This window comes from Psychrobacter sp. AntiMn-1 (assembly GCF_001854065.1).
GTDB classification, from domain to species: Bacteria; Pseudomonadota; Gammaproteobacteria; order Pseudomonadales; family Moraxellaceae; genus Psychrobacter; species Psychrobacter pacificensis.
On sequence record NZ_CP012969.1, the window covers coordinates 2,870,487 to 2,895,957 of the forward strand.

At 37.9% G+C, this 25,471-nt stretch carries 23 protein-coding genes and 1 pseudogene; 22 read left to right on the forward strand and 2 right to left on the reverse strand.

The genetic code is table 11. The annotated features are described in order from the left end of the window. Positions 1 to 38: 38 nt before the first annotated feature. The 19 genes and pseudogenes from AOT82_RS12430 to AOT82_RS12520 all read left to right on the forward strand — a co-directional run bounded on the left by AOT82_RS12430 (position 39) and on the right by AOT82_RS12520 (position 18,580). Complete coding sequence (locus tag AOT82_RS12430) at positions 39 to 1,034, forward strand: polysaccharide pyruvyl transferase family protein (protein ID WP_071003331.1); 996 nt, start codon at positions 39 to 41, stop codon at positions 1,032 to 1,034. Between the two features lie 37 nt (positions 1,035 to 1,071). Further along, the gene (locus tag AOT82_RS12435) at positions 1,072 to 2,016 is read left to right on the forward strand and encodes a glycosyltransferase family 2 protein (protein ID WP_071003333.1); all 945 of its coding nucleotides are present in this window, start codon (positions 1,072 to 1,074) and stop codon (positions 2,014 to 2,016) included. A gap of 321 nt (positions 2,017 to 2,337) precedes the next feature. Beyond that, positions 2,338 to 2,778, forward strand: coding sequence for an IS5/IS1182 family transposase (locus AOT82_RS12440; RefSeq protein WP_071003275.1), 441 nt, complete (start codon positions 2,338 to 2,340; stop codon positions 2,776 to 2,778). An 8-nt stretch (positions 2,779 to 2,786) separates the two neighbouring features. Further along, positions 2,787 to 3,170: pseudogene (locus tag AOT82_RS12445) on the forward strand (transposase family protein); the annotation flags it as partial. A gap of 63 nt (positions 3,171 to 3,233) precedes the next feature. After that, positions 3,234 to 4,283: a glycosyltransferase gene (locus AOT82_RS12450; protein WP_071003335.1), complete on the forward strand. Its 1,050-nt coding sequence runs from the start codon at positions 3,234 to 3,236 to the stop codon at positions 4,281 to 4,283. Then, complete coding sequence (locus AOT82_RS12455) at positions 4,280 to 5,374, forward strand: glycosyltransferase (protein ID WP_071003337.1); 1,095 nt, start codon at positions 4,280 to 4,282, stop codon at positions 5,372 to 5,374. The genes AOT82_RS12450 and AOT82_RS12455 overlap by 4 nt, the downstream gene beginning before the upstream one ends. A gap of 139 nt (positions 5,375 to 5,513) precedes the next feature. Continuing rightward, positions 5,514 to 6,605: an EpsG family protein gene (locus AOT82_RS12460; RefSeq protein WP_071003339.1), complete on the forward strand. Its 1,092-nt coding sequence runs from the start codon at positions 5,514 to 5,516 to the stop codon at positions 6,603 to 6,605. A 39-nt stretch (positions 6,606 to 6,644) separates the two neighbouring features. Further along, positions 6,645 to 7,490 carry a glycosyltransferase family 2 protein gene (locus AOT82_RS12465; protein ID WP_071003341.1) on the forward strand — a complete coding sequence of 282 codons (846 nt, stop codon included), beginning with the start codon at positions 6,645 to 6,647 and terminating at the stop codon, positions 7,488 to 7,490. 202 nt (positions 7,491 to 7,692) lie between these two features. Continuing rightward, positions 7,693 to 8,679, forward strand: coding sequence for an NAD-dependent epimerase (locus AOT82_RS12470; RefSeq protein WP_071003343.1), 987 nt, complete (start codon positions 7,693 to 7,695; stop codon positions 8,677 to 8,679). Next, positions 8,676 to 9,842: a nucleotide sugar dehydrogenase gene (locus AOT82_RS12475; protein ID WP_071003345.1), complete on the forward strand. Its 1,167-nt coding sequence runs from the start codon at positions 8,676 to 8,678 to the stop codon at positions 9,840 to 9,842. The genes AOT82_RS12470 and AOT82_RS12475 overlap by 4 nt, the downstream gene beginning before the upstream one ends. Before the next feature lie 95 nt (positions 9,843 to 9,937). Continuing rightward, positions 9,938 to 11,041 (forward strand): glycosyltransferase, encoded by a 1,104-nt coding sequence (locus tag AOT82_RS12480; protein ID WP_197496699.1) that lies wholly within the window; start codon positions 9,938 to 9,940, stop codon positions 11,039 to 11,041. 90 nt (positions 11,042 to 11,131) lie between these two features. Next, a complete protein-coding gene (locus AOT82_RS12485) occupies positions 11,132 to 11,686 on the forward strand; it encodes a sugar transferase (protein WP_071003348.1) in 555 nt (184 codons plus the stop codon). Beyond that, positions 11,671 to 12,645 (forward strand): methionyl-tRNA formyltransferase, encoded by a 975-nt coding sequence (locus tag AOT82_RS12490; RefSeq protein WP_083328956.1) that lies wholly within the window; start codon positions 11,671 to 11,673, stop codon positions 12,643 to 12,645. The genes AOT82_RS12485 and AOT82_RS12490 overlap by 16 nt, the downstream gene beginning before the upstream one ends. Beyond that, the gene (locus AOT82_RS12495; RefSeq protein ID WP_083328957.1) at positions 12,642 to 13,322 is read left to right on the forward strand and encodes a PIG-L deacetylase family protein; all 681 of its coding nucleotides are present in this window, start codon (positions 12,642 to 12,644) and stop codon (positions 13,320 to 13,322) included. Before AOT82_RS12490 ends, AOT82_RS12495 begins: the two co-directional genes overlap by 4 nt. An 83-nt stretch (positions 13,323 to 13,405) precedes the next feature. Further along, a complete protein-coding gene (locus AOT82_RS12500; protein ID WP_071003351.1) occupies positions 13,406 to 14,059 on the forward strand; it encodes an acetyltransferase in 654 nt (217 codons plus the stop codon). 58 nt (positions 14,060 to 14,117) lie between these two features. Further along, complete coding sequence (locus AOT82_RS12505) at positions 14,118 to 15,323, forward strand: DegT/DnrJ/EryC1/StrS family aminotransferase (protein ID WP_071003353.1); 1,206 nt, start codon at positions 14,118 to 14,120, stop codon at positions 15,321 to 15,323. Between the two features lie 58 nt (positions 15,324 to 15,381). After that, positions 15,382 to 16,854 (forward strand): capsule assembly Wzi family protein, encoded by a 1,473-nt coding sequence (locus AOT82_RS12510; RefSeq protein WP_071003355.1) that lies wholly within the window; start codon positions 15,382 to 15,384, stop codon positions 16,852 to 16,854. Positions 16,855 to 17,083: 229 nt separating this feature from the next. Then, complete coding sequence (gene folD, locus AOT82_RS12515; RefSeq protein ID WP_071003356.1) at positions 17,084 to 17,962, forward strand: bifunctional methylenetetrahydrofolate dehydrogenase/methenyltetrahydrofolate cyclohydrolase FolD; 879 nt, start codon at positions 17,084 to 17,086, stop codon at positions 17,960 to 17,962. A gap of 99 nt (positions 17,963 to 18,061) precedes the next feature. Next, positions 18,062 to 18,580, forward strand: coding sequence for a phosphate-starvation-inducible protein PsiE (locus AOT82_RS12520; RefSeq protein ID WP_071003358.1), 519 nt, complete (start codon positions 18,062 to 18,064; stop codon positions 18,578 to 18,580). A 65-nt stretch (positions 18,581 to 18,645) separates the two neighbouring features. Here AOT82_RS12520 and corA read toward each other — a convergent pair whose 3' ends face one another. Together corA and AOT82_RS12530 are read right to left on the reverse strand one after the other, a co-directional pair. Then, positions 18,646 to 19,800, reverse strand: coding sequence for a magnesium/cobalt transporter CorA (gene corA / locus AOT82_RS12525; protein ID WP_442965720.1), 1,155 nt, complete (start codon positions 19,798 to 19,800; stop codon positions 18,646 to 18,648). Between the two features lie 154 nt (positions 19,801 to 19,954). After that, positions 19,955 to 20,344 (reverse strand): DUF2237 family protein, encoded by a 390-nt coding sequence (locus tag AOT82_RS12530; RefSeq protein WP_058024362.1) that lies wholly within the window; start codon positions 20,342 to 20,344, stop codon positions 19,955 to 19,957. 479 nt (positions 20,345 to 20,823) lie between these two features. Here AOT82_RS12530 and AOT82_RS12535 point away from each other — a divergent pair, with 479 nt between their 5' ends. From AOT82_RS12535 to AOT82_RS12545, 3 genes are all read left to right on the forward strand, one after another. After that, entirely contained in the window at positions 20,824 to 22,131 is a 1,308-nt protein-coding gene (locus tag AOT82_RS12535) for an ATP phosphoribosyltransferase regulatory subunit (protein ID WP_071003360.1), read from the forward strand. A 201-nt stretch (positions 22,132 to 22,332) separates the two neighbouring features. After that, positions 22,333 to 23,622, forward strand: a complete 1,290-nt coding sequence (locus tag AOT82_RS12540; RefSeq protein ID WP_071003361.1) for an adenylosuccinate synthase — start codon at positions 22,333 to 22,335, stop codon at positions 23,620 to 23,622. An 83-nt stretch (positions 23,623 to 23,705) separates the two neighbouring features. Next, the gene (locus AOT82_RS12545; RefSeq protein ID WP_071003363.1) at positions 23,706 to 24,983 is read left to right on the forward strand and encodes an AAA family ATPase; all 1,278 of its coding nucleotides are present in this window, start codon (positions 23,706 to 23,708) and stop codon (positions 24,981 to 24,983) included. Positions 24,984 to 25,471: the final 488 nt, after the last annotated feature.

Below are 25,471 nucleotides of genomic sequence, written 5' to 3' on the forward strand. Positions count from 1 at the left end.
GGTTAACAGCTAATGACAATAAAATTGGAAGAATAGAAATGAAATATAAAAATGATTTTTATAATACTTTAAAAAATAGTACGAGCATTAAGCCTATAATAAAAAAAATTACTCCAAAAAAATTAATAGAAATTACTCGTAATTATTCAAATAAAGATACATCAGTATCGGTATTTTTTGAGAATACGCAAGCTCGCTTTGACTTTAAATCTAAAGAATCACAAGGTTTTATGCCAGTGTACTATTGGGATAGCAAGCTCAACTTTGGAGATCTTGTTGGCCCATATTTAGTTTCTAAAATAACTGCTAAGCCAATCCTAAACATTAAGAACCTAAAAAGCCCAGGAGTTATGGCTGTTGGAAGTATTATTCAAATGCTTGACAGGAAAGATATGGTTATATGGGGCAGTGGCTTAATGCATAAGCCTACAACTGAGCAAGCGAAGAACCTTAGAATGTACAATCCGAAAGTTTTATCGGTTAGAGGCTCCAAAACTGCTGAATGTTTATTAAAAATTGGTATAGAAATTTCTAATCAAGATGCATATGGAGATCCTGCTTTAATTTTGCCATTATTCTATAAACCATTAATAAGTGAAACAAAAGAAATTGGTATCTGTCCTCATTATAAACATAAAGCCGATTTCTCAAAAAACAACGTTTATAAAAAAGGTTTAAAGATCATAGATGTACAGAACGATATGGAAAGTGTGGTAGATTTAATCGCCTCGTCTAAAGTATGTATTTCTACGTCGCTACACGGACTTATTATTGCGCAAGCTTACAACATACCTTGGGTATGGTTAGAAATTTACGATGACAATTTGTATGGTAATGACTTCAAGTTTAGAGACTTTTTTTCAACAATCGATCAAACACAAGTATCGCATGTTAGAGTTAAATCAAAAGATATTGACAATATTGACTATCATGACATAGCAAAAAAAGCAAGTCTTCCTAAAAAAAGATATTCTGAAGAATTGATATTAGAATGTCTAAACAACTATTTAAATAATAGTAATGCAAGTAATTAAATATAATCACATTATGTTTATTTAAAAGGTATAGGTTATGAATTATAAAAACTCTTTGATTTCAATTATAGTTCCTATTTATAATGCTGAACTTTATTTATCGGAATGTTTATTTAGTATAGCTTCTCAAACCTACCAGAATATTGAAGTTATTTTAATAAATGATGGATCCACAGATACAAGTAAAGAAATTGCTGAGCAAGTATGTGAAGAAGATGAGAGATTTAGGCTAATTAATCAACCTAATTCAGGAGTAGCCGCAGCTAGACAACTGGGGTTAGAAAGTGTGAAGGGTGAATATGTAATACATTGTGATTCAGATGATTTAATGAAACAAGAAGCAATAGAGCATCTTTATAAGTCAATAGTTGATAATAACTCAAACATAGCAGTCGGTTCCTATATCAAAGAATTTAATTCATTTGAAAGCATTATAACCCACAGCACACTGAATAAAAAAGAGTTTATTCAAAATATTTTTACTGGGAAATACCATGCGTCTTTATGGAATAAATTGATATCAATAAATCTTTGTAGGGATATTAAATTTGAAGAAAATATAAATTATATGGAAGATTTTCTGTTCTTAATGAAGGTTTTGAGTAAAAAAAATGTTAAGATTTCTATAACTGATGAAATTGTCTACTTTTATAGACAGGTAGAAACTTCTTATACAAATAATATAACCTACGATTCAATAACATCATCGATAAAAGTAATTGATAAAATATGTGATTTATATGAATATGAGTATGATAATAGTTTCTTAGCACATATTAAGAATAAAAGTAAAATTAGAGTGTTACTAGGTTCTAATATAACTCAACGAAATATTTTTCCTGAATCGACAAAATATCTTATATTTGATAATGCAATTACTTCAAAACATAAGGTGTTGGTTTTATCCGATATCTTACATATGAATTATATAATAAGACTATATAAGTTTTTAAATTACTTGAAACTTAAAAGGGTTGTTTAGTTTTATTTATTATAAATGACTTTATTAATATAAAAAGCTTAGATTTTAATAGTACTAATATTATTCAGTAGGTAATTTTTCAAGTTATGATTATTTATCATAAATAGATTATAGTTTATCATTATATATTTTAGTAGCTTATATTATAGTTCAAATTAAATATTAATATAGAATTTTCATCAAAGAGTTTAAGTTTTAACAATATTTTAAATGTATTTAAAATAGTATACTGTACTAACTAATAGTACTCTATAATAGACCTCTTGCAAAAGTAGTTGTAAGACACAACGTATATTATTGAACTCTACTTACTTAATAGATATGCCAAACATAGATAAGCTACTCAAACAAAGTGACGCTGGTTTTAAACGCTACACTGGCATTCATAAAGCCACCTTTTATGACATGCTTGAGGCCATGCAAGAGCATGAAGCATCTAAGACCAAATCAGGCAGACCAAGTGTGCTCAGTCTTAAGGAGCAGATACTACTCGCCCTGACTTATTGGCGTGAATACCGCACGCTTTATCATATCAGTATGGACTTTGGTATTCATGAGTCTTCTGCTAGCCGTATCATTCGTAAAGTAGAAGACACACTGATTGACTCTGGCAAGTTTGAATTGCCTAAAAAGTTGCCTAGTCGTGTCGATGAGGACATCAATTGGTCAGTCGTCATTGTCGATGCCACCGAAACCCCTATTGAGCGTCCAAAAAAAACCAAAGAGACTACTACAGCGGCAAGAAAAAACAACACACCTTAAAAGCGCAGGTTATCGTTCATTGGCAAACTGGTTTGATACTTGATGTGCAAACCTGTAAAGGGTCAATCCACGATTTTAAGCTGTATAAAGATACTTGTCCTGACTGGTTACCTTGTGACGCCAAGCTATTAGCCGATAGTGGTTATCAGGGTATAGCAAAGTTACATAACCAAACTTTCACACCATTTAAGAAACCTCGTGGTGGTCAGTTACTGGAGATATGCAAACAGGCCAATCACTATCTGGCAAAGTTCCGTATTGTGGTTGAGCATAAAATAGGCTTAATCAAGTTGTTTAAAATCGTGGCTCATAAATATCGCAACCGTCGTCAGCGCTATGATCTTAGAATGAAGCTGTTTGCTGGTATCATTAATTCCGAGCTTAAACTATGACTTTTGCAAGAGGTCTAATGTTGATGTAGTAAGCTCATCTTAAAGAATATGTGAATAAATATTATGAATAAAAATATTTCTTTTTTGATATCAGATCTAAAAAATTCAGGTGGTACTCAGCGCATGCTTTGTTGTCTGTCTAACTTATTGGTAGATCAATTTGATATTACTATATTTATAAGTGACGAAGGAGACTCTTTCTTTCATCTAGATCCCCGTGTTCAGATTGTTGTGTTGCCCAGTGGTAAGAAAAACTTGGTCAAAAGAACTTTAGATATTTATAATATATTACAATTTAATAAAACTAAATACTTTATTAACTTAGACTCTAATTCAATTTTATTTAATAGCTTGTTATTACCACGGACTACCAAACTGATACTTTGGGAGCACTTCTCCATCACTGATAACTTTAAGAAACCATTATTTACTGTCTCTAGGCATTATGGGGTATATCGTTGTCAAAAAATAGTGCTACTCTCTAAGCACGAAATAAAGTCTTGGATAGAGTACAATAGCCGTATTAAGGATAAATGTAGGTTAATATATAATCCATTATCAATAGATGTTCAGGATATAGAAACATCGAATAAATCGCATTTAAAGACGTTCCTTGCTATTGGTAACGACATAGAAGTTAAAGGTTTTGATATATTGCTTGAAGCATGGCAAGCTATGGATACTGATTGGAAGCTACGTATAGTTGGCATCAAGCCTAATCAATTAACCAAACTAGAACAGTTAGTTAAAACTAAGAATATTAAGAATATTGAGCTATATGGAAAGGTTAAGGATATAAAGAGTTTTTATAAAGAAGCCTCTGTTTTTTTATTACCGTCAAGGAAAGAGGCAACGCCACTGGTTTTGATCGAGAGTCAAGCCTATGGGTTACCAGCTATTGTATTTGATCACCTACCAGGTGTCTTAGAGTTGTTAGATGACTCAGCTTTAATAGCTGACTATAGAAATAAAGAAGTTTCGTTTTTACAAGCAATGGAATCAATAACTAAAGACAAGACTCTTTATAAAAATCTACATCATAACGCTCTAAAAAATAGTGAAAAATATAGTTTAGATAATTTTAAACAGAACTGGCTTGAGATTTTAGTATGAAGAGAATATTGCATATTGTAGGGAAAATGGATAGAGCTGGCGCAGAAACGATGCTAATGAATTTATATCGGCATATAGACCGTAATAAAATTCAATTTGATTTTGTTACATTTACTGATGAAGTTGGTGATTACGATTTTGAGATTCAAAAACTAGGCGGCAAAATCATTCCTATTATAGCAAGTAATCAAATAGATAGAATGTTGAAACTACAGAAATTCTTACGCAGTAGTCCTGAATATGATATTGTGCACGCACATATGTCACTAAGCAATGCGTTTCATTTACTTGCTGCTAAAAATGCAGGAGTCAAACATAGAATTTCACATTCTCATAATAGTAGTGGTAACACTTCAAACATATCTAGAAAGGTTTATGAAAAATGGGCGTTATTAGTAAATCGTAAAATAGCTAATCATAAAATTGCTTGTGGTGAATTAGCTGCTAATTATCTATTTGGTACTACAGAGAATGTGCTCTTATTACAAAATGCAGTCGATATAGAGCAAATGATAGAAGTCGCAAAGAACTCACGTCATTATATAGCTGATGAATTCGATGATGATAAACTAAAGATTATACAAGTAGGGCGCTTGATAGAAGTCAAGAACCATAAGTTTTCATTAGGTATTGCTGAAAGCCTTAAAGAGAAACAGATTGACTTTACGCTTTATATTATCGGGGATGGCCCATTAAATATTGCTCTTAGCAAAGAGATAGAAGATAAATCGTTATCAGAAAAGGTCAAGCTTTTGGGGTTACGTACTGATATTACCGAACTGATGGCGGGAGCAGATTATATGATCATGCCATCTTTGAGTGAGGGCTTTCCAGTAGTACTAGTAGAGAGCCAAGTCGTGGGGTTAACTACGATAGTCTCAGAAAAAGTATCACCTGAAGTGGATTTAGGATTAGAGCTAATTGATTTCCTTCCTATTAATTCCGTAGAAGAATGGGTTGAAAGATTACAGCAGACAAGAAGTCTAGTATGCGCTGAAAAAGAAATAATGAGCAAGTTGAGTTTAGCTGGCTTTGATGTCTCCGAAAATGCAAAAAAAATAACTCATTTTTATACAAACTTATCCAGTTAAAAAGCTGATGAATCTTCAAAAATTTATTATTCATTTAATGGTTAGCGTAATATTATTTAGAAGAGTTGGTTATTTAACTACCATTCTTAAAATTAGCAAATAGCAATTAATGCTATAAATATTAAGAGTTTTATATTAAATGATTAATAATAGTCTTTTCCATCTTCTTTACAGTACAATTTATTTATGTATTGCTTTTTGTACATTTTTTTTGATTGTATATCAAAACTATTATAAGGTTTCTTATAAATCAAAAAAAATAATTAGTGTTTCTAAATATGTAGTTAGCTTCTTTACATTTATACTCATATTTTTAGTAGGGTTTAGAGCATTTGACGTAGGAACTGATACAGGAAATTATTATAGAGTATGGCTATATGATAATAAACTTTTAGAGAGTAGAGCAGATTTTATTTTCTATTATATTATGGGGTTAATAAGAAATATATTTAATAGCTATCAAGTTTTCTTATTGGTAATTTCGAGTATATTTTATGTTGTGAATTATAGATCTCTAAAAAAAATCTCAGTAAACTTTAATTCAAATTTTCTTTTTGTTTTTTTTGTTTTTTTAAGTTTGTTTTTTTCTTTAAGTACATCTATAAATATTGTTAGACAGGGCGTATCACTATCGTTTTTTTTGTTAGGACTATCCTATTTTCCAAATAAAGATTACCGAGCAATAGCAATCTCTTTCTTGATTAGCTTGGGTTTCCACTCAACGGCAGTTATTCCCATTTTTTTTACTTTGGGTATTTTGCTTTTCAATAGAGTTGGAGTTGCCTTTTACGTGATTTTATTCTTCATTGGTATTTTACTTTCATCTTTAAATTTTAGTTTACTTAATATATCTCCAATTTTAGGAGATATATTAGAAGGTGCTGGTGATAGGAGAGTAAGTTACTTAGAAGTACAGGATTATGGATACAGAGTTGGCTTTAGGCCTGATTTTGTAATATTCAATCTAATTTTCCTTACTCTATTTTTAAGGATAAGAAAGACTTTGAATGATAATTTCTACGACTTCTTAATCAAATTTTATTGTTTAAGTAGTTTTTTATTCTTCATGGCATTTCAATTGAATTTTTCAGATAGATTTGGTCTTTTTGGATGGTTTGTAATTACCCCTCTTCTTGCACCAGCCTTAAGCTCTTATTCTAATACTATAAGAACTATATTACTATTTTTTATACTACTTTCTCTATTTGTTTATTTTAACATTATAGCGTAATTTAATTTCAAAAGCTCCTCTCAAAATTAGGGTTTCTCAATGTCTGAAAGTATGATTACAGTTGGTATTCCATTTCATAATGACAGTTTATACTTAGATCAATCTATTAGATCTGTGTTCAATCAAACATATAACAACTGGTGCCTGATTCTGATTGACGACGGTTCAACAGATGGATCTCTAGAAATAGCGAAAAGATATGCCAAAGATCCGAGAGTAATAATCGTATCTGATGGAAGCAATAAAAAGCTTGCGAAACGTTTGAATCAAATAATAGATCTTGCAAAAACTAAGTATATAGCTCGGATGGATGCAGATGACATAATGCATACTTCTAGATTAGAAGAGCAATTCGAAATTATGGAACTTAATCCCGATATAGATGTGCTTGGTTCTAACGCTATATCTATTGATGAGAATAATAATATTTTAGGCGTAAGAGGAAAAATATCTAAAGATTTAATAAAGGTTGAAGGTTTCATTCACCCTTCTATCTTAGCAAAAACCGAATGGTTTAAATCTAATAGATATGACGAATTTGCTGAACGCTCTCAAGACATATTGCTTTGGAACAGGACCAAGCATAGGTCTAATTTTTTTGCTGTTGCCTCTCCTTTGTTATACTATAGAGAAGTTGAAGGTTCGTACTACAAAAAGTACTTTAAGTCTTCTGCCAGTTTGTTTAAAGTGCTGATTAATAACAAATACTCATTATCAAAGTATTATCTTACAAAGACTACTATTATGTTAACTGTCAAAGGAACTATATATCTTGGTTTAAGTACTTTAAACAAAGAAAGTGTTTTAATAAGCAGAAGAAATATAGCTTTGAATAGTAGCGATTTAGAGAAATTTAGCTTAGGGATAGAAAAGTCGTTAGAGTAGTATGTTTATGTTTATGTTTATGTTTAAAGTATTTGTAACGTCCCTAAATGCACATATTATAAATAATCTTATTAGCCAATAGAGTTTTTAATAGCTTTTCAATTGGATTTTTATCGTAGCCCCATTACAAAATTAGTTATACATCATTGAGTTTTGATAACTGACATTGTAATAAATCTGAATAAAGAGTAATAGAGATATTATGAGAATACTTATAACAGGAATGGCTGGGTTCATTGGTCATGCTGTCGCTAAAAAATTAGCGGTTTTGGGTCATGATTTAATTGGTATTGATAATCTTAATGATTATTACGATGTTTCTTTAAAGCGTGCCCGATTGAATGATTTGTCTGTTTTTTCTAATGTAAATTTTATTCAATTAGACTTAGCTGACCGTGAAGGTATAGCTGAACTATTTAAACGAGAGAGTTTTGATACCGTTATTCATCTAGCAGCTCAAGCAGGAGTTCGTTATTCTTTAGAAAACCCACATGCTTATGCTGAATCGAACCTAATTGGGCATCTTAATATATTAGAAGGCTGTCGACATAGTGAAGTCAAACATCTTTTGTATGCTTCATCTAGCTCCGTATATGGTGAGAACTCTAAAACTCCTTTTGCTGTAACCGATAGAGTTGATGAACCTGTTAGTTTGTATGCCGCTACTAAAAAAGCTAATGAGCTGATGTCATATACCTATTCTCATCTTTACGGTTTATCAGCTACAGGTTTACGTTTTTTTACCGTATATGGCCCTTGGGGCCGTCCTGACATGGCGTTATTTAAATTTACTAAAAACATTCTTCAAAATATACCTATTGATGTGTATAACCAAGGTAATATGCAACGTGATTTTACATATATTGATGATATTGTTGAAAGTATCATTAGATTACTCGAGCTACCCCCTGAAACTGAATTTGGTCAAGCTCCACATAAGGTTTATAACATAGGTAATGGCAGTCCTGTAGCATTAATGGATTTCATTCGAGCTATTGAGCAAGCAACGGATAAGCAGGCAATTTGTAATTATATGCCTATGCAGCCAGGTGATGTATCTCGTACTTGGGCGGATACCGAAGCATTGTTCATTAGAACCAACTATCGTCCAGTGATTAAAGTTCAGGAAGGAGTAAATAGGTTTGTGGACTGGTACTGTAGCTTTTATAAACTAGGAAATCAAAAATGAAAATAGCTGTAGCTGGTACAGGTTATGTAGGATTATCAAACGCAATATTATTAGCACAACATAATGAAGTAATAGCAGTAGATATTATTTCAGAAAGAGTTAAGTTGCTAAATGATAGAAAGTCACCTATTGAAGACTCGGAGATTGAGTCGCTATTGAATCAAGGTGATTTAAATTTTAGAGCTACTTTAGATACTCAATCAGCCTATCTTGATGCTGATTTTGTTATTATTGCGACCCCAACTGATTACGACCCTAAGACTAATCACTTTAATACAAAAAGTATTGAAGATGTCATCCGTTCTGTTTTAGAAGTCAATCCTCAAGCAGTAATGGTAATTAAATCCACTGTTCCAGTGGGTTATACAGAGTCAGCAAAAATACTATTTAATACCGATAATTTACTTTTCTCTCCTGAGTTTCTACGTGAAGGAAAAGCATTATACGACAATCTTTATCCTTCAAGAATAATTATTGGTGAGCGTTCAACTAGAGCGAAAAAGTTCGCTGATCTATTGCTAGAAGCTGCTATTAAAAAAGATGTAACCGTATTATTTACTGAGAGTACGGAAGCAGAAGCTGTCAAACTTTTTTCAAATACTTATCTAGCTATGCGCGTAGCATATTTTAATGAGTTGGATAGTTACGCAGAAACATTAGGTTTAGATAGTCGCCAGATAATTGAAGGAGTGCAGCTAGATCCACGAATTGGTAGTCACTATAATAATCCCTCATTTGGTTATGGTGGATATTGTTTACCGAAAGATACTAAACAGCTTTTGGCTAATTATAATGAAGTGCCAAATAACATTATTAAAGCAATTGTTGACGCCAACCGTACTCGTAAAGATTTTATTGCAGATGCTGTAATAAAACGGCAACCTAAAGTTGTGGGTGTTTATCGTCTAATCATGAAATCAGGATCAGATAACTTTAGAGCTAGTGCAATGCAAGGAGTAATGAAGCGAATTAAAGCTAAAGGTATTGAAGTAGTAGTTTATGAGCCTGTTCTAAAGGAAGATGATTTTTTTGGTTCAAAAGTTATTGTTGACTTAGAAGATTTTAAGAAAGAGGCTGATATAATTCTTAGTAATCGCGAATCGCAAGAGCTAAACGATGTACGTCATAAGGTTTATACTCGAGATTTGTTCGGCAGTGATTAAATGATAGAATCTGAAACCCTCACTTTTTCCTTTCTAGAAATAAATGTCAAGAATGACAGAGGTAAATAGTAATGACCAAAAAGACTTGTTTTATAATGACTGATGCAGTTTCTTTCAATGTTTTATGTAAAGGTCAACTTGAGTATTTTAAAGAGTCAGGCCCATTAGATATGACTCTAATCTGTGGAGGTAGTGCAGAGGAAGTTGAATATTTGAAACGACGTAATATAGGTCGTGTCATCAAACTTCCTTTAGTAAGAAAACCCTCAATATTCAATGACTTCATCTGCCTAACAAGTTTGACGTTATTTTTGTCTTACAATCGCTTTGATTTGGTTGTTTATTCGACACCTAAAGCGTTATTATTAGGTAGTATAGCCAGTTTTTGTAGTTTGCAAAATAGACGAGTTGCTATTGTTCAAGGAAGAGTTTATGAAAACTATCAAGGCTTGAAGAAAAAGGCATTCCAATCTTTTGATAAAATAAGTTTCGCTGCTTCTAATGAGGTTTTATTCGTTTCAAACTCCCTTTTAGACAAATGTAGAGATGAGCAGTTAATTAATAATGAAAAGGGTAAGGTGCTAGGGTCGGGGTCATTCAATGGAGTAAATACGGAGTTATTTAAACCTATAAGTTTAGAAGAGCGCTCTGAGCTAAGAAATAAGCTTAATATTCCTTTGAGTGATTATATAGTTTGTATTGTAGGTAGGGTATGTAAGGACAAAGGTATTGAGGATATAAATAATCTAGCAGAAAAATTAGAAAATAGAAATATTAAATTTCTTTTTGTTGGAAGTTTTGAAGACAAAGCCTCGAAAGATATAGTTGAACACATAGTTGATAATAAACAGGGTTATTACATTCCGCATACTTCAGAGATACATGAAATTTTTCAATGTTCTGATTTGCATCTATTTTTAAGCTACAGGGAAGGTTTCGGTAACGTGGCCATTGAAGCTGCTAGCTGTGGTATCCCGACATTTGCTTATGACGTAGTTGGGGTCAAGGATAGTGTAAAAGACGATATTACTGGTCGAAGATTCAAGTTTAAAGATATAGCATCAGTTATTAAAGCTATTAATACCATTGCTGCTAGCAATAAAACAGAAGATTATTACAAATTAGCAAGAGAGCGGGCAGTTGAGTTTTTTGATCAAAAGAAGGTGTGGAGAAGTTATTTAGATTTTTATAAGAAATAGCATATTGTTAAGAAATTGAAATTTTTTAAGTGAGATCTATATTTAGATATAGTCTCTAATGAAAATAATAAATTGAAATAGAGAGTTTTTATGAAGCGTTCTTTTGATTTTTTGATTAGTGCCTTTTTTATAGTTATTTTATCACCACTATTGATTATAACTTCGGTAGTAATAAAGCTAACTAGTGAAGGACCGCTATTTTTTAAACAGCAACGAGTAGGTAAAAAAGGTAGGTTGTTTTCTTTATATAAGTTTAGAAGTATGACGGACAATGTAAGAGATAGTAAGCAGACATTTAACGATGATCCTGAGGTAACTAAAGTTGGCAAAGTAATACGTAGACTAAAAATAGATGAGTTGCCTCAACTGTTTAATGTCGTTAAGGGAGATATGTCTTTAGTGGGTCCAAGACCTTGCTTGCCAAATCTGATAAAGGATTTCAATGAGAGCGCAAAAAAACGTTTGTTAGTTCGTCCTGGCTTAACTGGATTAGCACAAGTAAATGGTAATATTCATTTGGCTTGGGAAGAGCGTTGGGAGTTTGATAGAGAATATGTTGAAGATCAGTCATTTTTATTAGACTTAAAGATTATGTCTAAAACGGCTCTTATAGTTCTGTTTGGTGAAAAATGGGGGAAGAAATAATGAGAGTTGGATTGATCGGTGGTGTTGGATCGAGCGCCCTAACCCTGAAAAAGTTATGTGATTATGGCTTAAATGTAGTAGAAGTATTTGGTCATCAGCCTAAGAATACTAAATTTGTTAGTGGACATTGTAATTTAGAACCATTTTGTTTAGAGCACTCAATTAGCTTTACTCCATTTGTTAAAATTAATGAATATGTTGAAAAAATTCAGGCATTAAATCTTGACTTTTTGTTTGTCGTTGGTATATCTCAATTAGTTTCTAAAGACATTATTAATGCGCCTAAATTGGGTGCCATCGGCTTTCATCCGACAAAATTACCTGAAGGTAGAGGGCGTGCTCCTTTGGCTTGGTTAGTATATGAGGCTCGAGAAGGCGCAGCTACCTTTTTTATGCTCGAAGAAGCTGCCGATGCTGGTGCTATATTAGCACAAGAAAGTTTTGAGGTTTCTTGCGAGGACAATGCTAAAAGTGTTAAAGATAAAATACATGAAGCTATGAGTGTAGCATTAGATTCTTTGTTACCTCAGTTAGCTAGTGGTAAATTAATAGCTGTTGAGCAAGATGCCTTAATGGTGACAGAATTTGGCATAAGAAAGCCTGAAGATGGGTTAATTGACTGGTCTTACTCAGCTTACGATATAGACCGTCTAATCAAAGCGGCATCTGAGCCACATCCTGGTGCTTTTACTTATTCGGGCATGAAAAAAATAGAAGTAAAGGCAAGTAGAGTAGAAAGAGATCTAAAAATAAAAGGTGTTCAAGGCCGTATCTTAAAATCTAATAAAGATGAGTTTTTGGTTCAGACAGGTGATGGCCTGATTTGGGTTTCAGTTATTTTTGATGATTCGATTAAATTGAGAGTAGGAAGCTTATTAGGCTATAAAGTTGAACTTGAAATATACGAACTAAAAAAACAAATTGCAGATTTGCAAGAACTTATTAGGAAAATATCATGAAAAATATTTTAGTAGTAGCGCCTCATGCTGACGATGAGGTTTTAGGATGCGGTGGCACAATAGCAAAACACGTGCGCCAAGGAGATAATGTATACGTTGCAATTATGACGAATGCTGCAGTGGGTGCGCCCGAGCTTTTTAGCACTGAGAGAATAGAGTCTGTTCGAGCTGAGGCGTTAGAATCCCATAAGATATTAGAAGTAAAAGAAACAATATTTTATGATTTTCCTGCACCACAGTTAGAGCAGTATCCGCAATATAAAATTGCTAATGCCTTAAACTTATTAATAAAAGAAAAGAATATAAATACCATGTATATACCTCACAAAGGCGATCTACACCTTGACCATGGAGCTATATACAACGCTTGTCTTGTTGCTGCCAGACCACTGCCAGGTCAGAGTGTTCGTCATATTTACGCTTACGAAACGCTCTCTGAAACGGAGTGGGGACATCCGACTGTAGAAGCTGTTTTTATTCCGCGATATTTCAATGTTTTAACATGTTCAGATTTTACAAGTAAGATTAAAGCAATGGAGTGCTTCTCTAGTCAACTAAAAGAGTTTCCAAGTACACGATCAATTAAAGCAATTGAGCATCTAGTAGCACTTAGAGGGGCTTATGTTGGTGCTGATATGGCGGAAAGTTTCGATATTATTAGAAGTATTAACGATTAGCTTTTTTTTATTTTTATGTGATTAATCATAAATTTATTTGTGCTAACGTCGGCTCAAATAACAAATAAGAGTAAGAGTGAAAAATGAAGCAAATAATTGGTGTATATGGTGCAAGTGGATTTGGTAGACAAATCATGCCATTAGTAAAAACACAATACCCTCATTTAGGTATCAGCTGCTTTGTTTTTATTGACGACAATAGTGAGTCAATAGAGTTAAATGGGCATAAAGTATTAACTTACGATGAGTTTCTGCAACATCCTTCTAGTAATAAAGAAGCAACTATTGCTATAGCTAATAGTCAGATACGTGAGCTTTTATCTAATAGATTGGTTGCAGATAATATCAAAAATATAACAGTGAGTTCTAAGACCGTTATCGTTTTAGATGATGATACTGTAGAAATTTCAGAAGGTAGTATTTTATGTAGTCATGTTTGCTTAAAGGTGAATATCAAAATCGGTAGGTTTTTTCATGCTAATACTTATAGTTATATCTCACATGATTGCATTATTGGTGATTACGTCACTTTCGGCCCTAGAGTCAGCTGTAATGGCAATATCCATATTCATGACCACGCTTATATCGGTACTGGTGCAGTCATCAAGCAAGGCACACCTGATAAACCCTTGATCATTGGTAAAGGCGCTATCGTCGGCATGGGTGCTGTGGTGACTAAAGACGTGCCAGCCGGAGCCATAGTAGTAGGTAATCCAGCACGACTTTTGAGTAAATAATTTGCTAAAACTAGCACACTATAAATCTTATGACTTATTATAAAAAATTGAGAACCTTATGCTAAACACTCCTTTCTCACCATGGCCCAGCTTTACTCAAGAAGAGGCGAACAAGGTCAGTGCTGTTTTATTGTCTAATAAAGTCAACTATTGGACCGGACAAGAGGGTCGTCAGTTTGAGCGTGAGTTTGCCGAGTGGGCAGACAGCAAATACGCGATTGCCATGGGTAATGGCACACTGGCATTGGATGTGGCATTAAAAGCGCTGGATATCGGCGCAGGTGATGAAGTCATCGTTACCCCGCGTACCTTTATCGCTAGTATCTCATCAGTAGTCAATGCTGGCGCGACGCCTGTCTTTGCCGAAGTGGATGCAGCTACGGGCAATATCACTCCTGAGACTATAGCTGCCGTACTAACCGATAAGACCAAAGCTATCGTCTGTGTGCATTTGGCAGGCTGGCCGTGCGATATGGATGGCATCATGGCGCTAGCAGAGCAGCATGACCTCTATGTGATAGAAGACTGCGCACAGGCTCATGGTGCAACTTATAAGGGTCGTAGCGTCGGTAGTATCGGTCATGTTGGCGCTTGGAGCTTTTGCCAAGACAAAATCATGACTACAGGCGGCGAAGGCGGCATGGTCACCACCAACGACGAGCAGCTATGGCGCAAGATGTGGGCGTATAAGGATCATGGTAAGAGCTACGCTGCGGTTTATGAGACACAGCATCCACCTGGCTATCGCTGGTTGCATGAAAGCTTCGGTACCAATTGGCGTATGACTGAGATGCAAGCAGTGATCGGGCGTATCCAGCTACAGCGCATGCAGGATTGGACTGCTAAGCGTACGGCCAATGCCCATGCTATCCTTGATGCTTGTGGAAAGTGGCAAGATAAAGGCTATTTGTCTGTACCTAGACTAGAGCAAACGCCAGAGTTTACCGATTGTACACATGCCTATTACAAACTATATGTCTACGTACAGCCAGAGAATTTGCCAGCAGGGTGGTCGCGAGATCGTATTATCGCGGAGATTAATGCATTAAAAGTGCCTTGCTTCTCCGGCTCCGCTTCTGAAGTCTACCGTGAAAAAGCCTTTGATAATACTGGTCTGCGGCCAGCAGAACCTTTACCAATCGCAAAACAATTGGGTGAGACGAGTCTCATGTTCTTAGTACATCCAACTTTAACTGAGTCAGAGATTGAACAAACTGTGCAAGCTATCGAACAAGTATTTACCAAAATGGCTGATGCTGTGTAAGTATAATCTGTATTATTAAGCTATTATTTATCAAACCTTGTTATAAAAGCAGACCCTTATGAATAAAAAGTTAATGACGGCATTAACTGCCAGTATCGTAACAATGTCTTCTATGCTAGCCACAACTGCTACTGCGCAAAACCTCTATATGAATGACTTGCGCTTAAAGGCTGATATCGACTGGCTCAACACTCAAGGCGTCACTCAGATCAGTACCAGCACTTGGCCGTTGACGGCTAATGAGATTGAACGCGGACTATTGGGCGCCCAGTTAACTACGCCTGTGCAGCGGCAAGTCGTGCAGTCTATCCAAACCCGTCTTAATAAAGATCGTGAGTCTCTGGTTAAAGCGACTGGCGAGCTCTCTATACAGACCGATCGGCAGCAGCTGCCCCAAAGCTTTGGCGATGATAAGCTCGCCGGACAACAGCTTAGTGGTTCAGTTGGACTTAGCGAAGCCAATTGGGAGTTTAACCTACAGGCTAATGTCAAGAATGACGAGCTCATCGATGATGACTCTGATGTTAGCTTTGAGGGGTCTTATCTTGCTGGCATGGCGGCTAATCAATGGCTAGTCGCTGGTAAGATTCCGACTTGGTGGGGTCCTGGGCATGACGGTAGCCTGATTCGCGGTGATGCTAGCATCCCGGTGACCGGCTTTACTATGCAGCGTGATCAGCAAACTGCGCCTGATTATAAGTATTTAAACTGGGTCGGACCTTGGCAGTACCAGCTGTTTGCTGGGCAATTGGATGATTATGATGCGGTTCCTGACGCTAAGCTGTTTGGCGCGCGTCTAACCGCTAGCCCATTGCCTTGGTTAGAAGTCGGCGCTTCACGTAGTTTTATGTGGGGCGGCGAGGGTCGACCTGAAAGTTTAAGCTCCTTTGGTGATGCTATATTAGGTACCAAAGATAATGGTGGTCGTGATGGTGGCGATCCAGCCAACCAATTGGGCGGCTTTGATGCCAAACTCAAGCTCGCCTCACTGATTGATGTTCCGGCTAGCGTCTACGGTCAGTATATCGGTGAAGACGAAGCGGGTGGCTTACCGGCGAAGAACATGTATCTAGCCGGCGCTGACTATGCTTCATCTGCCTACGGCAAGCCCTATCAGCTGTATGCTGAATATGCCGATACGCGTACCAGCGGTGAGGTCAGAGGGATTTCATATGACCATATTAACTATACCGATGGTTATTATCAGCAAGGCTATCCACTCGGGCATTCTTTGGGCGGCGATGCAGAGAGCATATCAGTAGGTGGCAAGCTATGGCTAGATAGTCGAAACTTTGTCAATACAAAACTGCAATATGCTAAGGTTAATCAGTCAGGAGAGTTGGATCGTCGCACTGGGAAGTCTGATAACCAAGCATTTCCAATGAAAGATAAGCTGACAGCTATTGACATATCATGGGCGCATCAGTTGAATCCAAAAACTTTAGTGACATCTCGCTTATGGGGCGTAGACTCTGATACTCAGTCAAGTGATATTGGAGCAGGCGTTGGGCTAGAGTTTCAGACTTATTAGCCCAAGCCTATAGCGGCTAATAAATAACGTGAATACATGAGAGTTAAATGGTCTACTAAATGATAGTAGGCCATTTTTTTATTGTATCCCAATACACGCTAGGATTTTGCAGCGTACACAGGTACAATATTATTATTAGTCAAAGGTTGACGAAGCAAAAGACAGGCATGCAAAGTACTTGCACGCGCTGTCTTTATTTTTTTATATCGTATCCTCTATTGGAGTTACTATGTCTATTGCCCAAGAGTCCGCCACCGTTTTGGACGGCAAAGCACTTGCCAAACAAATAGAACAGGATCTACGCACGCGCGTGGATGCGATCAAAGATAAAACGGGGCGCACCCCAAGCTTAGCGACGATATTGGTTGGTGACGATCCAGCCTCTGCCACTTATGTCCGTATGAAAGGCAACGCTTGTAAGCGTGTTGGCATGGACTCTATACGTGTTGAGATGCCGAGTGCCACGACCACTGAGCAGCTCATGGCAAAGATAGATGAGCTAAACAGCAATACAGACGTACACGGCATTTTGCTACAGCATCCAGTTCCTGGACATATCGATGAGCGCGCTTGCTTTGAGCAAATCGACTTGGCAAAAGACGTCGATGGCGTGACTTGTCTTGGTTTTGGTCGTATGGCGATGCAGCAATCCGCTTACGGCTCGTGCACACCGCAAGGCATCATGCATCTACTAGAGCATCATAATATCGAGCTGTCGGGTTTGGAGGCTGTGGTCGTAGGGCGTAGTGCTATTTTGGGTAAACCAATGGCGATGATGCTATTGAATGCGAACTGTACGGTGACTATCTGTCATTCAAGAACGCAAGACTTGGCGGCGCATATCAAACGCGCTGATATCGTCGTGGGCGCAGTGGGCGTGCCTGAGCTGATCAAAGCAGAATGGATCAAAAAAGGCGCAGTAGTCGTTGATGCGGGTTTCCATCCGACAGATAACGGCGGTGTTGGTGACATTGAAATGCAAGGCATGGAAAACATTGCCAGCGCGTATACACCAGTGCCAGGTGGTGTTGGCCCAATGACCATCAACACGCTTATTCGCCAGACAGTCGATGCGGCTGAAAAATCAGCAGGTTTGGGTATTAACTAAAAAGATAGTCATGTGAGTGCTGATCGCCAATAAATAACGGGCTTGAGGCAAAGTAGCCTCAGACCAAATCAACCACCTCTTCGTTGATAGGACCTAAAAATGGCTAAAAAAGACGTAGGTATTCATGAGCGACTACAAGGTATTGGTAGAGAGTTTGTCGATGTCTGTCATTACGTTATCTTATTTTTAATCAGCGTGGTGGTGGTCTGGACGGCAGGTAAAGAGTTTATCTATATTGTCCAAAAAGGCTCAGCGGATTTAAAAGATATTTTGATGTTATTCATTTATCTTGAGCTGCTGGCTATGATAGGGATTTACTTTAAAACCCATCGTTTGCCCGTACAGTTTTTGATATTCATTGCGATAACGGCTTTATCACGACATCTAGTGGTTGATGTTCAGGCAGTGTCAGATTATTTTCATCTATGGTTGCTGGCCACGATTTCTGTGGCAATCATGCTATTGAGTGGGGCTATTGTCATACTCACTTGGACGGCAAAAACATTTGGTCGCCCAGAAGACAATCTTGATAAACAGTATGCAAATTTAACGGTCAAGGCCATGCTGCCTGATAATGCGCAAGCGCCAGACAGCCATACCAAGCACCGCCGCGAATAATGATTGACGATCAGCATAAAAAAGGGCTACCAGTGGTAGCCCTTTTTTTGTGTATGAATGAGTTATCACAGCCATTTGAGTCGCTTAAAGTTGTAATACAAGAAGCTACAAAGAGCGATGATGATTATCATAATAATGAAGTACGCATACTTCCAATGGAGCTCGGGCATAAAGTCAAAGTTCATACCATAGATACCAGCGATAGCGGTTGGTACGGCAAGGATACCCGCCCACGCCGCAAGCTTACGTACGACTTCGTTCTGTCCCATATTGACCATGGCCATATAAGTGTTCATGACCACGCTTAGCATCTCATTAAGACCATTAATGGCATCCAATGAGTGCAGGAGATGATCGTTCACATCGCGAAAATATGGCTTGGCTGCTTGAGAAAACCCTGAGACTATCTCGCTTTTTTTATGATTGATAAAGAAGCTACAGATGTCTTGTACGGGTAGGATAATAGCGCGCATATGTACCAGCTGTGATTTGAGCTGATACAGATTTTTTAATGTGCCTTTATCAAATTCATAGGTGAAGACATAACGCTCTTGCTCACGCAAATATCGTCCCAATCGATCGGTGATCGGCATATAGTTATCAACGATAAAATCGAGTATGGCATGGAGTACAAATATCGGCCCCATGCGTAGCTTTTCTGGGCGACGATGACAGTGCTCGCGTACAGGCGCATAGGAGTTTGACGGACCATTACGAATCGTAATCAGGTAGTTTTTGCCCATAAATATCGCAGTCGTACCATAACGAATGACATTGTCTTCAAGCTTGGCGGTACGTATCACGACAAAGACCATATCATTGTCATAGTTTTCGACCTTGGCTCGCTGGTGATCGGCAAACGCATCTTCAATCGCCAATTCGTGTAGATCAAAGGCGTCTTTTACCTTGACCATGGTTTCTAGGCTGGGGTCGTAGAGACCGAGCCAAATAAACTGACCGTTATTGCTAAGAGCACGGCTCACATCAGTAAGGGCGATTTTGTCTAGATTTTCACCTGTTTTTCGCGAATACGCATAGCAATTAACCACTTCATCCTTACTTGATGAATCAATATCTTCATAACGCTCAGAGTCAGGATCGTAGACCGTCATGGTCTCGATGGTATCCTGAGTCGTGGCTTCAGCATCGCCGTAGATATAGCTGTCATCGTCATCTAGGTAGAGATGCCGATCATTCATATTGGCATAAATGTGGCTCATATTAGAGTCAGGTGCAATGTGAGCCGTTTTTTTGATTAATTGGTTGTTGTCGTTTTCCACACACCCTCCTGTCATATAATAAACAGATGCAAGAATCAAAACTTGTCTTAAGCAAAGCCATTATCATTTGGTCGCACTATCTATGAACAACCTTTTACAATGCATAGCTTTTTAGCGTGTCGATATCTACCAATGCCAGTAGGCTCTCGTGGCAAGCTTCTAGTTTTATCTGCGGGGCAATGTCAAAATCTAGTGCTTCGACCCAACGCAGGGCGCAGATACACCAGTAATCACCAGGCTTGAGACCGGCAAAGTTATATTCAGGTAGCGGGGTGATAAGGTCATTGCCACGACTGGCTGAGAAGTTTAAAAACTCACTGGTCATCTTGGCACAGACGGTATGTTGACCAACATCATGGTTGCCCGTATGACAAAAGCCATTGCGATAATAGCCAGTGATAGGGTCGAAGCAACAGCTGGCAAGCGCTGTGCCTAAGACATTGGTTTGGTTGATGGCAGGGTTTGGGTGGTAATCAGATGACATAAGGCTTCCGAGATAAAAATATGTGTTAGTGTACCATGAGTCGGTATTGATGACGCTGCCGTAATCATGCTCATCAGTGTATGTATAACAAAAAATAAACGCTGTTGTGGTCTGTCAATGCCGAGCTGAATATATGAGTGTCAACGGCTACCTCTACCGTACTAATGAGAAGCACTTAGACGGTAATTAGATGCGGATTGTGGCTAATTGTCACTAGGCGAACCTTGAGTGCTATGCTAAACTAAAGCATAAAGTGCCTTGATTATTGGTCGCAATTTTTTAGCGCATAAAGATACTCGTCTTATCATTCCAAATTATACTTATTACTCACCCTCTTAAAGTCACCTGGTTTGTTTATAAATAATTGGGTCAATGATGTTGTGTGTTAAAAACACAACGATACGATGTCAATGCCCTTATAAATACAACCTTTTAGTACCGCGTTTTTTGGTAAGCGATACGCCAAACAAGGATTTATTGTGTCTGTCAGTTCTGATTCTGCAAAACCTGCCCAGTTAAATGCAACAAAAAATGCGGCCACTCAGCCTGCCGATAGCGTTGCTAAACCTAATAGCATGCCCTACCTAAACCATTTTGCCAGCGATGTGGCCAACAGTTGGCTGTTGCCTGATGGCGTGGTCGATGTCCTGTTTGAAGATGCCCATAAGCAAGAAGTGCTTAGACATCAACTGATTGAGCAGCTTATCACTCATGGTTATCAGCTGGTTTGTCCGCCGATGATTGAGTTTACTGAATCTTTGCTGAGTGATGCATCAGAAGATCTGAAACGTCAAACCTTTAAGATTATCGATCAGCTGACGGGTCGTTTGATGGGCTTGCGTGCCGATATTACCCCGCAGATTTTGCGTATTGATGCGCATCACGGCGGTACAGGTATTGCGCGTTATTGCTATGCAGGCGATGTGATTCACACCTTGCCATCAGGACTGTTTGGTTCACGTACGCCCTTGCAGTTAGGCGCTGAGATATTTGGCTGCGCCGATTTGGCAGCCGATATCGAGCTGATTGATGTCTTGTTTGGGATGGTCAATACACTAGATATGAGCGCGGCACTGCATATTGACTTGGGTCATGTGGCGATATTTAAGCGTTTGGCTGAGATGGCTGCGCTATCTGACAGCGACGCTGAGCAATTGATGCATTTATATGCCAATAAAAACCTACCAGAGCTCAAACGCATTTGCCAAGCATTGCCGATGGGCGATGACTTTTATGCCTTAGCGCGTTTTGGTCACGATATCGATAATTTGCTGACCAAGCTCTCTACTGCCGCACAGCAAGATGAACAGATATCTACGGCTATCGATGAGCTACAGCGCCTAAAAACGCACCTAAAAACGCAGTGGCAGTGTCCGGTGAGTATCGATGTGACTGAGCTATCAGGCTATCACTATCATACTGGCATTGTCTTTAATGGCTATATCAATAGCGAGACGCAGCCGCTGGTACGCGGCGGGCGTTTTGATGGTATGCAAAGCGGTGGCCATCTGTCCGCCAGCCAGCCACGTGAAGCCACAGGATTTAGTATGGATGTCAGCCGCTTGCTGGCGCACACGCAGCTTGAAGCGCCAAGTATCGTGCTGATCGATTATCAAGCCGCCACTCAAGCAAGCCCCGAGCAGCGACAAACCTTGCTCCAGCAGGCCACCAGCTTACGCGAGCAGGGCTACCGTGTCACCATGCCACTAAACGCGGACGATCGTCCCGATGGCGTGACACATCGTTTGGGTTTTGCTGACAATCAATGGCAACTACAAACTATCTAGCTTAACTAGATTCAGTTTGGCTGACTTATAGGTATATTTACAGTGGCATCGCCGCTTGGATAAAGACTTTAAGATAAAACATACTTGGTTTGGCTCGGCAATGATAAGCGCACTGAGCACAAGCATCAAACACTGCTAACATCACGTTAGTTTTGCAACCGTTATTGCACACACCTCAATACATAAAGGTAAGGATTGATCATGGGTAAGAATGTCGTAGTTTTGGGTAGCCAATGGGGCGATGAAGGTAAGGGTAAAATCGTTGATTTACTTACCGAAAAAGCCTCAGCCGTTGCTCGTTTTCAAGGCGGTCACAACGCTGGGCACACACTGGTTGTCGATGGCAAAACCACCGTCCTACATTTGATCCCATCTGGTATCTTGCGCGAAGGCGTCACCTGCTTCATCGGTAACGGTGTGGTACTAGCGCCAGATGCCCTACTAAAAGAGATAAAAGATCTAGAAGCCAACAACGTACCAGTACGCGAGCGTCTACGTATCTCGCCAAACTGCCCACTCATCATGCCATATCACGTGGCACTTGACCAAGCACGCGAAGCCAAACGCGGTACAGGCAAAATCGGTACCACAGGTCGCGGCATTGGCCCTGCGTATGAGGACAAAGTGGCGCGCCGTGCCATTAAGCTTGCTGACTTGTTCCGTGATGATTTAGAAGAAAAACTACGTAACCTAATCGAATATCACAACTTCCAACTGACACAGTATTATAAAGTCGATGCCATCGATTTTGATGAGACCTTTAAACTGTGCCAAGAGTGGCGCGAAGAGATCAAAGGCATGGTTACTGATGTGACCGAAGACCTCAATCAATTGCGCCTTTCTGGCAAAAACCTAATGTTTGAGGGTGCACAAGGCACGCTACTTGATATCGACCACGGTACCTATCCGTTTGTCACCAGCTCAAGCGTCACAGCAGGCGGCGTATCGACTGGTACGGGTATCGGCCCATTGTACCTAGACTATGTACTTGGTATCACCAAAGCCTACACCACGCGCGTCGGTAGTGGCCCATTCCCAACAGAGTTGTTTGATGATGTGGGTGCCCACTTAGCCAAAGTCGGCCATGAGTTTGGCGCGACCACTGGCCGCGCGCGTCGCTGCGGCTGGTTTGATGCCGAGGCACTACGCCGTGCGGTGGTATTGAACTCTATGTCAGGTATCTGCTTGACCAAGCTTGACGTCTTAGACGGTCTTGAAGAATTGCTAATCGGTGTGGGTTACAACCTCCCTGAGACAGAATGTGCTGGCGCGCACGACGCAGAGTTTTATGAGTCTGTCACACCGAAGTACGAAACGATGGAAGGTTGGAGCGAGTCTACCGTTGGTATTACCAACTATGACGACCTACCAAAAAACGCCAAAAAATACATCAAGCGTATCGAAGCATTGATTGGCTGCCCAGTAGATATCATCTCAACCGGCCCTGACCGCGAAGAGACCATCGTACTTCGTGACCCGTATGATGCTTAAATAGTGTTTTTACATAAATAGTATGCTACATTAAGGACGGTTTTACCGTCCTTTCTCTATTGAGCAAAGCAAAAGGTATTTTAATGGAAAAGATAGTTATAAAGGATTTTCTAATATTTAAAGATGTAGAGATGCCAATTAATAAATTTAATATTTTAATAGGCGAGCAAGCTAGTGGTAAGAGCCTGTTAGCTAAATTGGTCTATTACTTTAGAAATGTTGGAAGAAAAATGTTCGAAAGTACGAGCGAAGGACAAAGTTATCAAGACTTTATTTTATCTTTAAATGAAAGCTTTCTAGATTACTTCCCTTTAAACTGTTGGAATGAAAATAAAAGTTTTACTATAAAGTACTTTTATGATGATGATCTTACTATTGTCTTAAAGTCTGATAAAAGAAAGAATTGTAAACATAGTGTTGTCTTGTCTGATAGTCTGATTCATATTTACGATAAATGTTTGGATATTCATGATAGTTATCAGGAATTAATACAAAAATATGAGTCTCTAGATGGTGATGATATTGATGAAAAGTTCTTTGACTTAAAAATGAATGTTAGTGGGAAAATATATAATACTCTCAAAGCTAATGAAGGGTTTTTGGATGCAAATGGTTTTATTCCATCGAGTAGGAGTTTCTTTTCAGTTTTAGAAAAAAATTCATTCTCTTTATTAGTTGATAATAGACTGAATATCGATCCTTTTATGAAAAGTTTTGGTCGTATATTCCAGAGCATTAAAAGTTTTTATAAAAGAAATGTTTATAAGGATGGGAGTTTTAACAATGAAAATATTATCAAACAATACTTCTACGAGATACTTAAAGGTTATTATCAGGAGATAGATGGCGAGGATTGGCTGGTAGGTGATAATTATAAGGTAAGCTTTTCACGAGCTTCATCTGGTCAGCAGGAAGCTTTCCCACTGATGCTAATGTTAGCAACTATGGCCGGTATTAAAAATCGTGTTTCATTTGACCTTCTTTTCATCGAAGAACCAGAAGCTCATCTATTTCCAACAGCTCAATCACAAGTTGTTGCTGCATTACTAGCTTTAACTAATAAATTTAATACGAAATTTTTTATAACTACGCATAGCCCTTATATAATATCTGCTCTCAATAATAGTATATATGCTAGTCAATTAATTAAACAAAAAAAGTTGTCAGAAGTAGATTTTTTGAAAATGAGTAATGGAGCGTACCCAATTGACATGAATGATATATCGGCTTTTTCAATTGGTAATGGAGTTATAACTGATATTAAAGACTATGAATATAAAATGATAGGCGGTGAGATATTAGATAGTGTTTCTAATAAGTTTGGGCAGGTCATGGATCAGCTTATGGAGTTAGATGACTGATATGGATTACGAAGGAAACACTACTAAACACAATGGTGATTTGCCTGTGGGAGAAAACAAGAGCTGTTGCCACTTTAAAAACCCAAATAAAGTATTACTAAATAAGCTTAAAGTTGATGGAGGTTTAATTAAGTCTTCTAAACAAGAAAAATGTGACTATATAGTGCACTGGAACAATAGCTGCGTTACTTACATTGAGCTTAAAGGGTGTGACCTAATAAAGGCTTTCTCTCAGATTGAACAGACTATCAAAACGACTAGAAAGAACTTTGAAGGATTTAAGAGCTCTCAATGTATCATTGTGTGTAGTCGTATACGTCTACCTAGTAGTGATAGTACAGTCGTTAGGCTCAAGAAAAAGATGAAGGACCTTACTGGAACAGTTCCAATTATAAAGTCGCAAAGACATAATTATATAGTAAAGTAGACTGCTAATCTAATACTTAACTGACAGCTGATTTTTAACCTTTATTCAGCTTGTAAATATT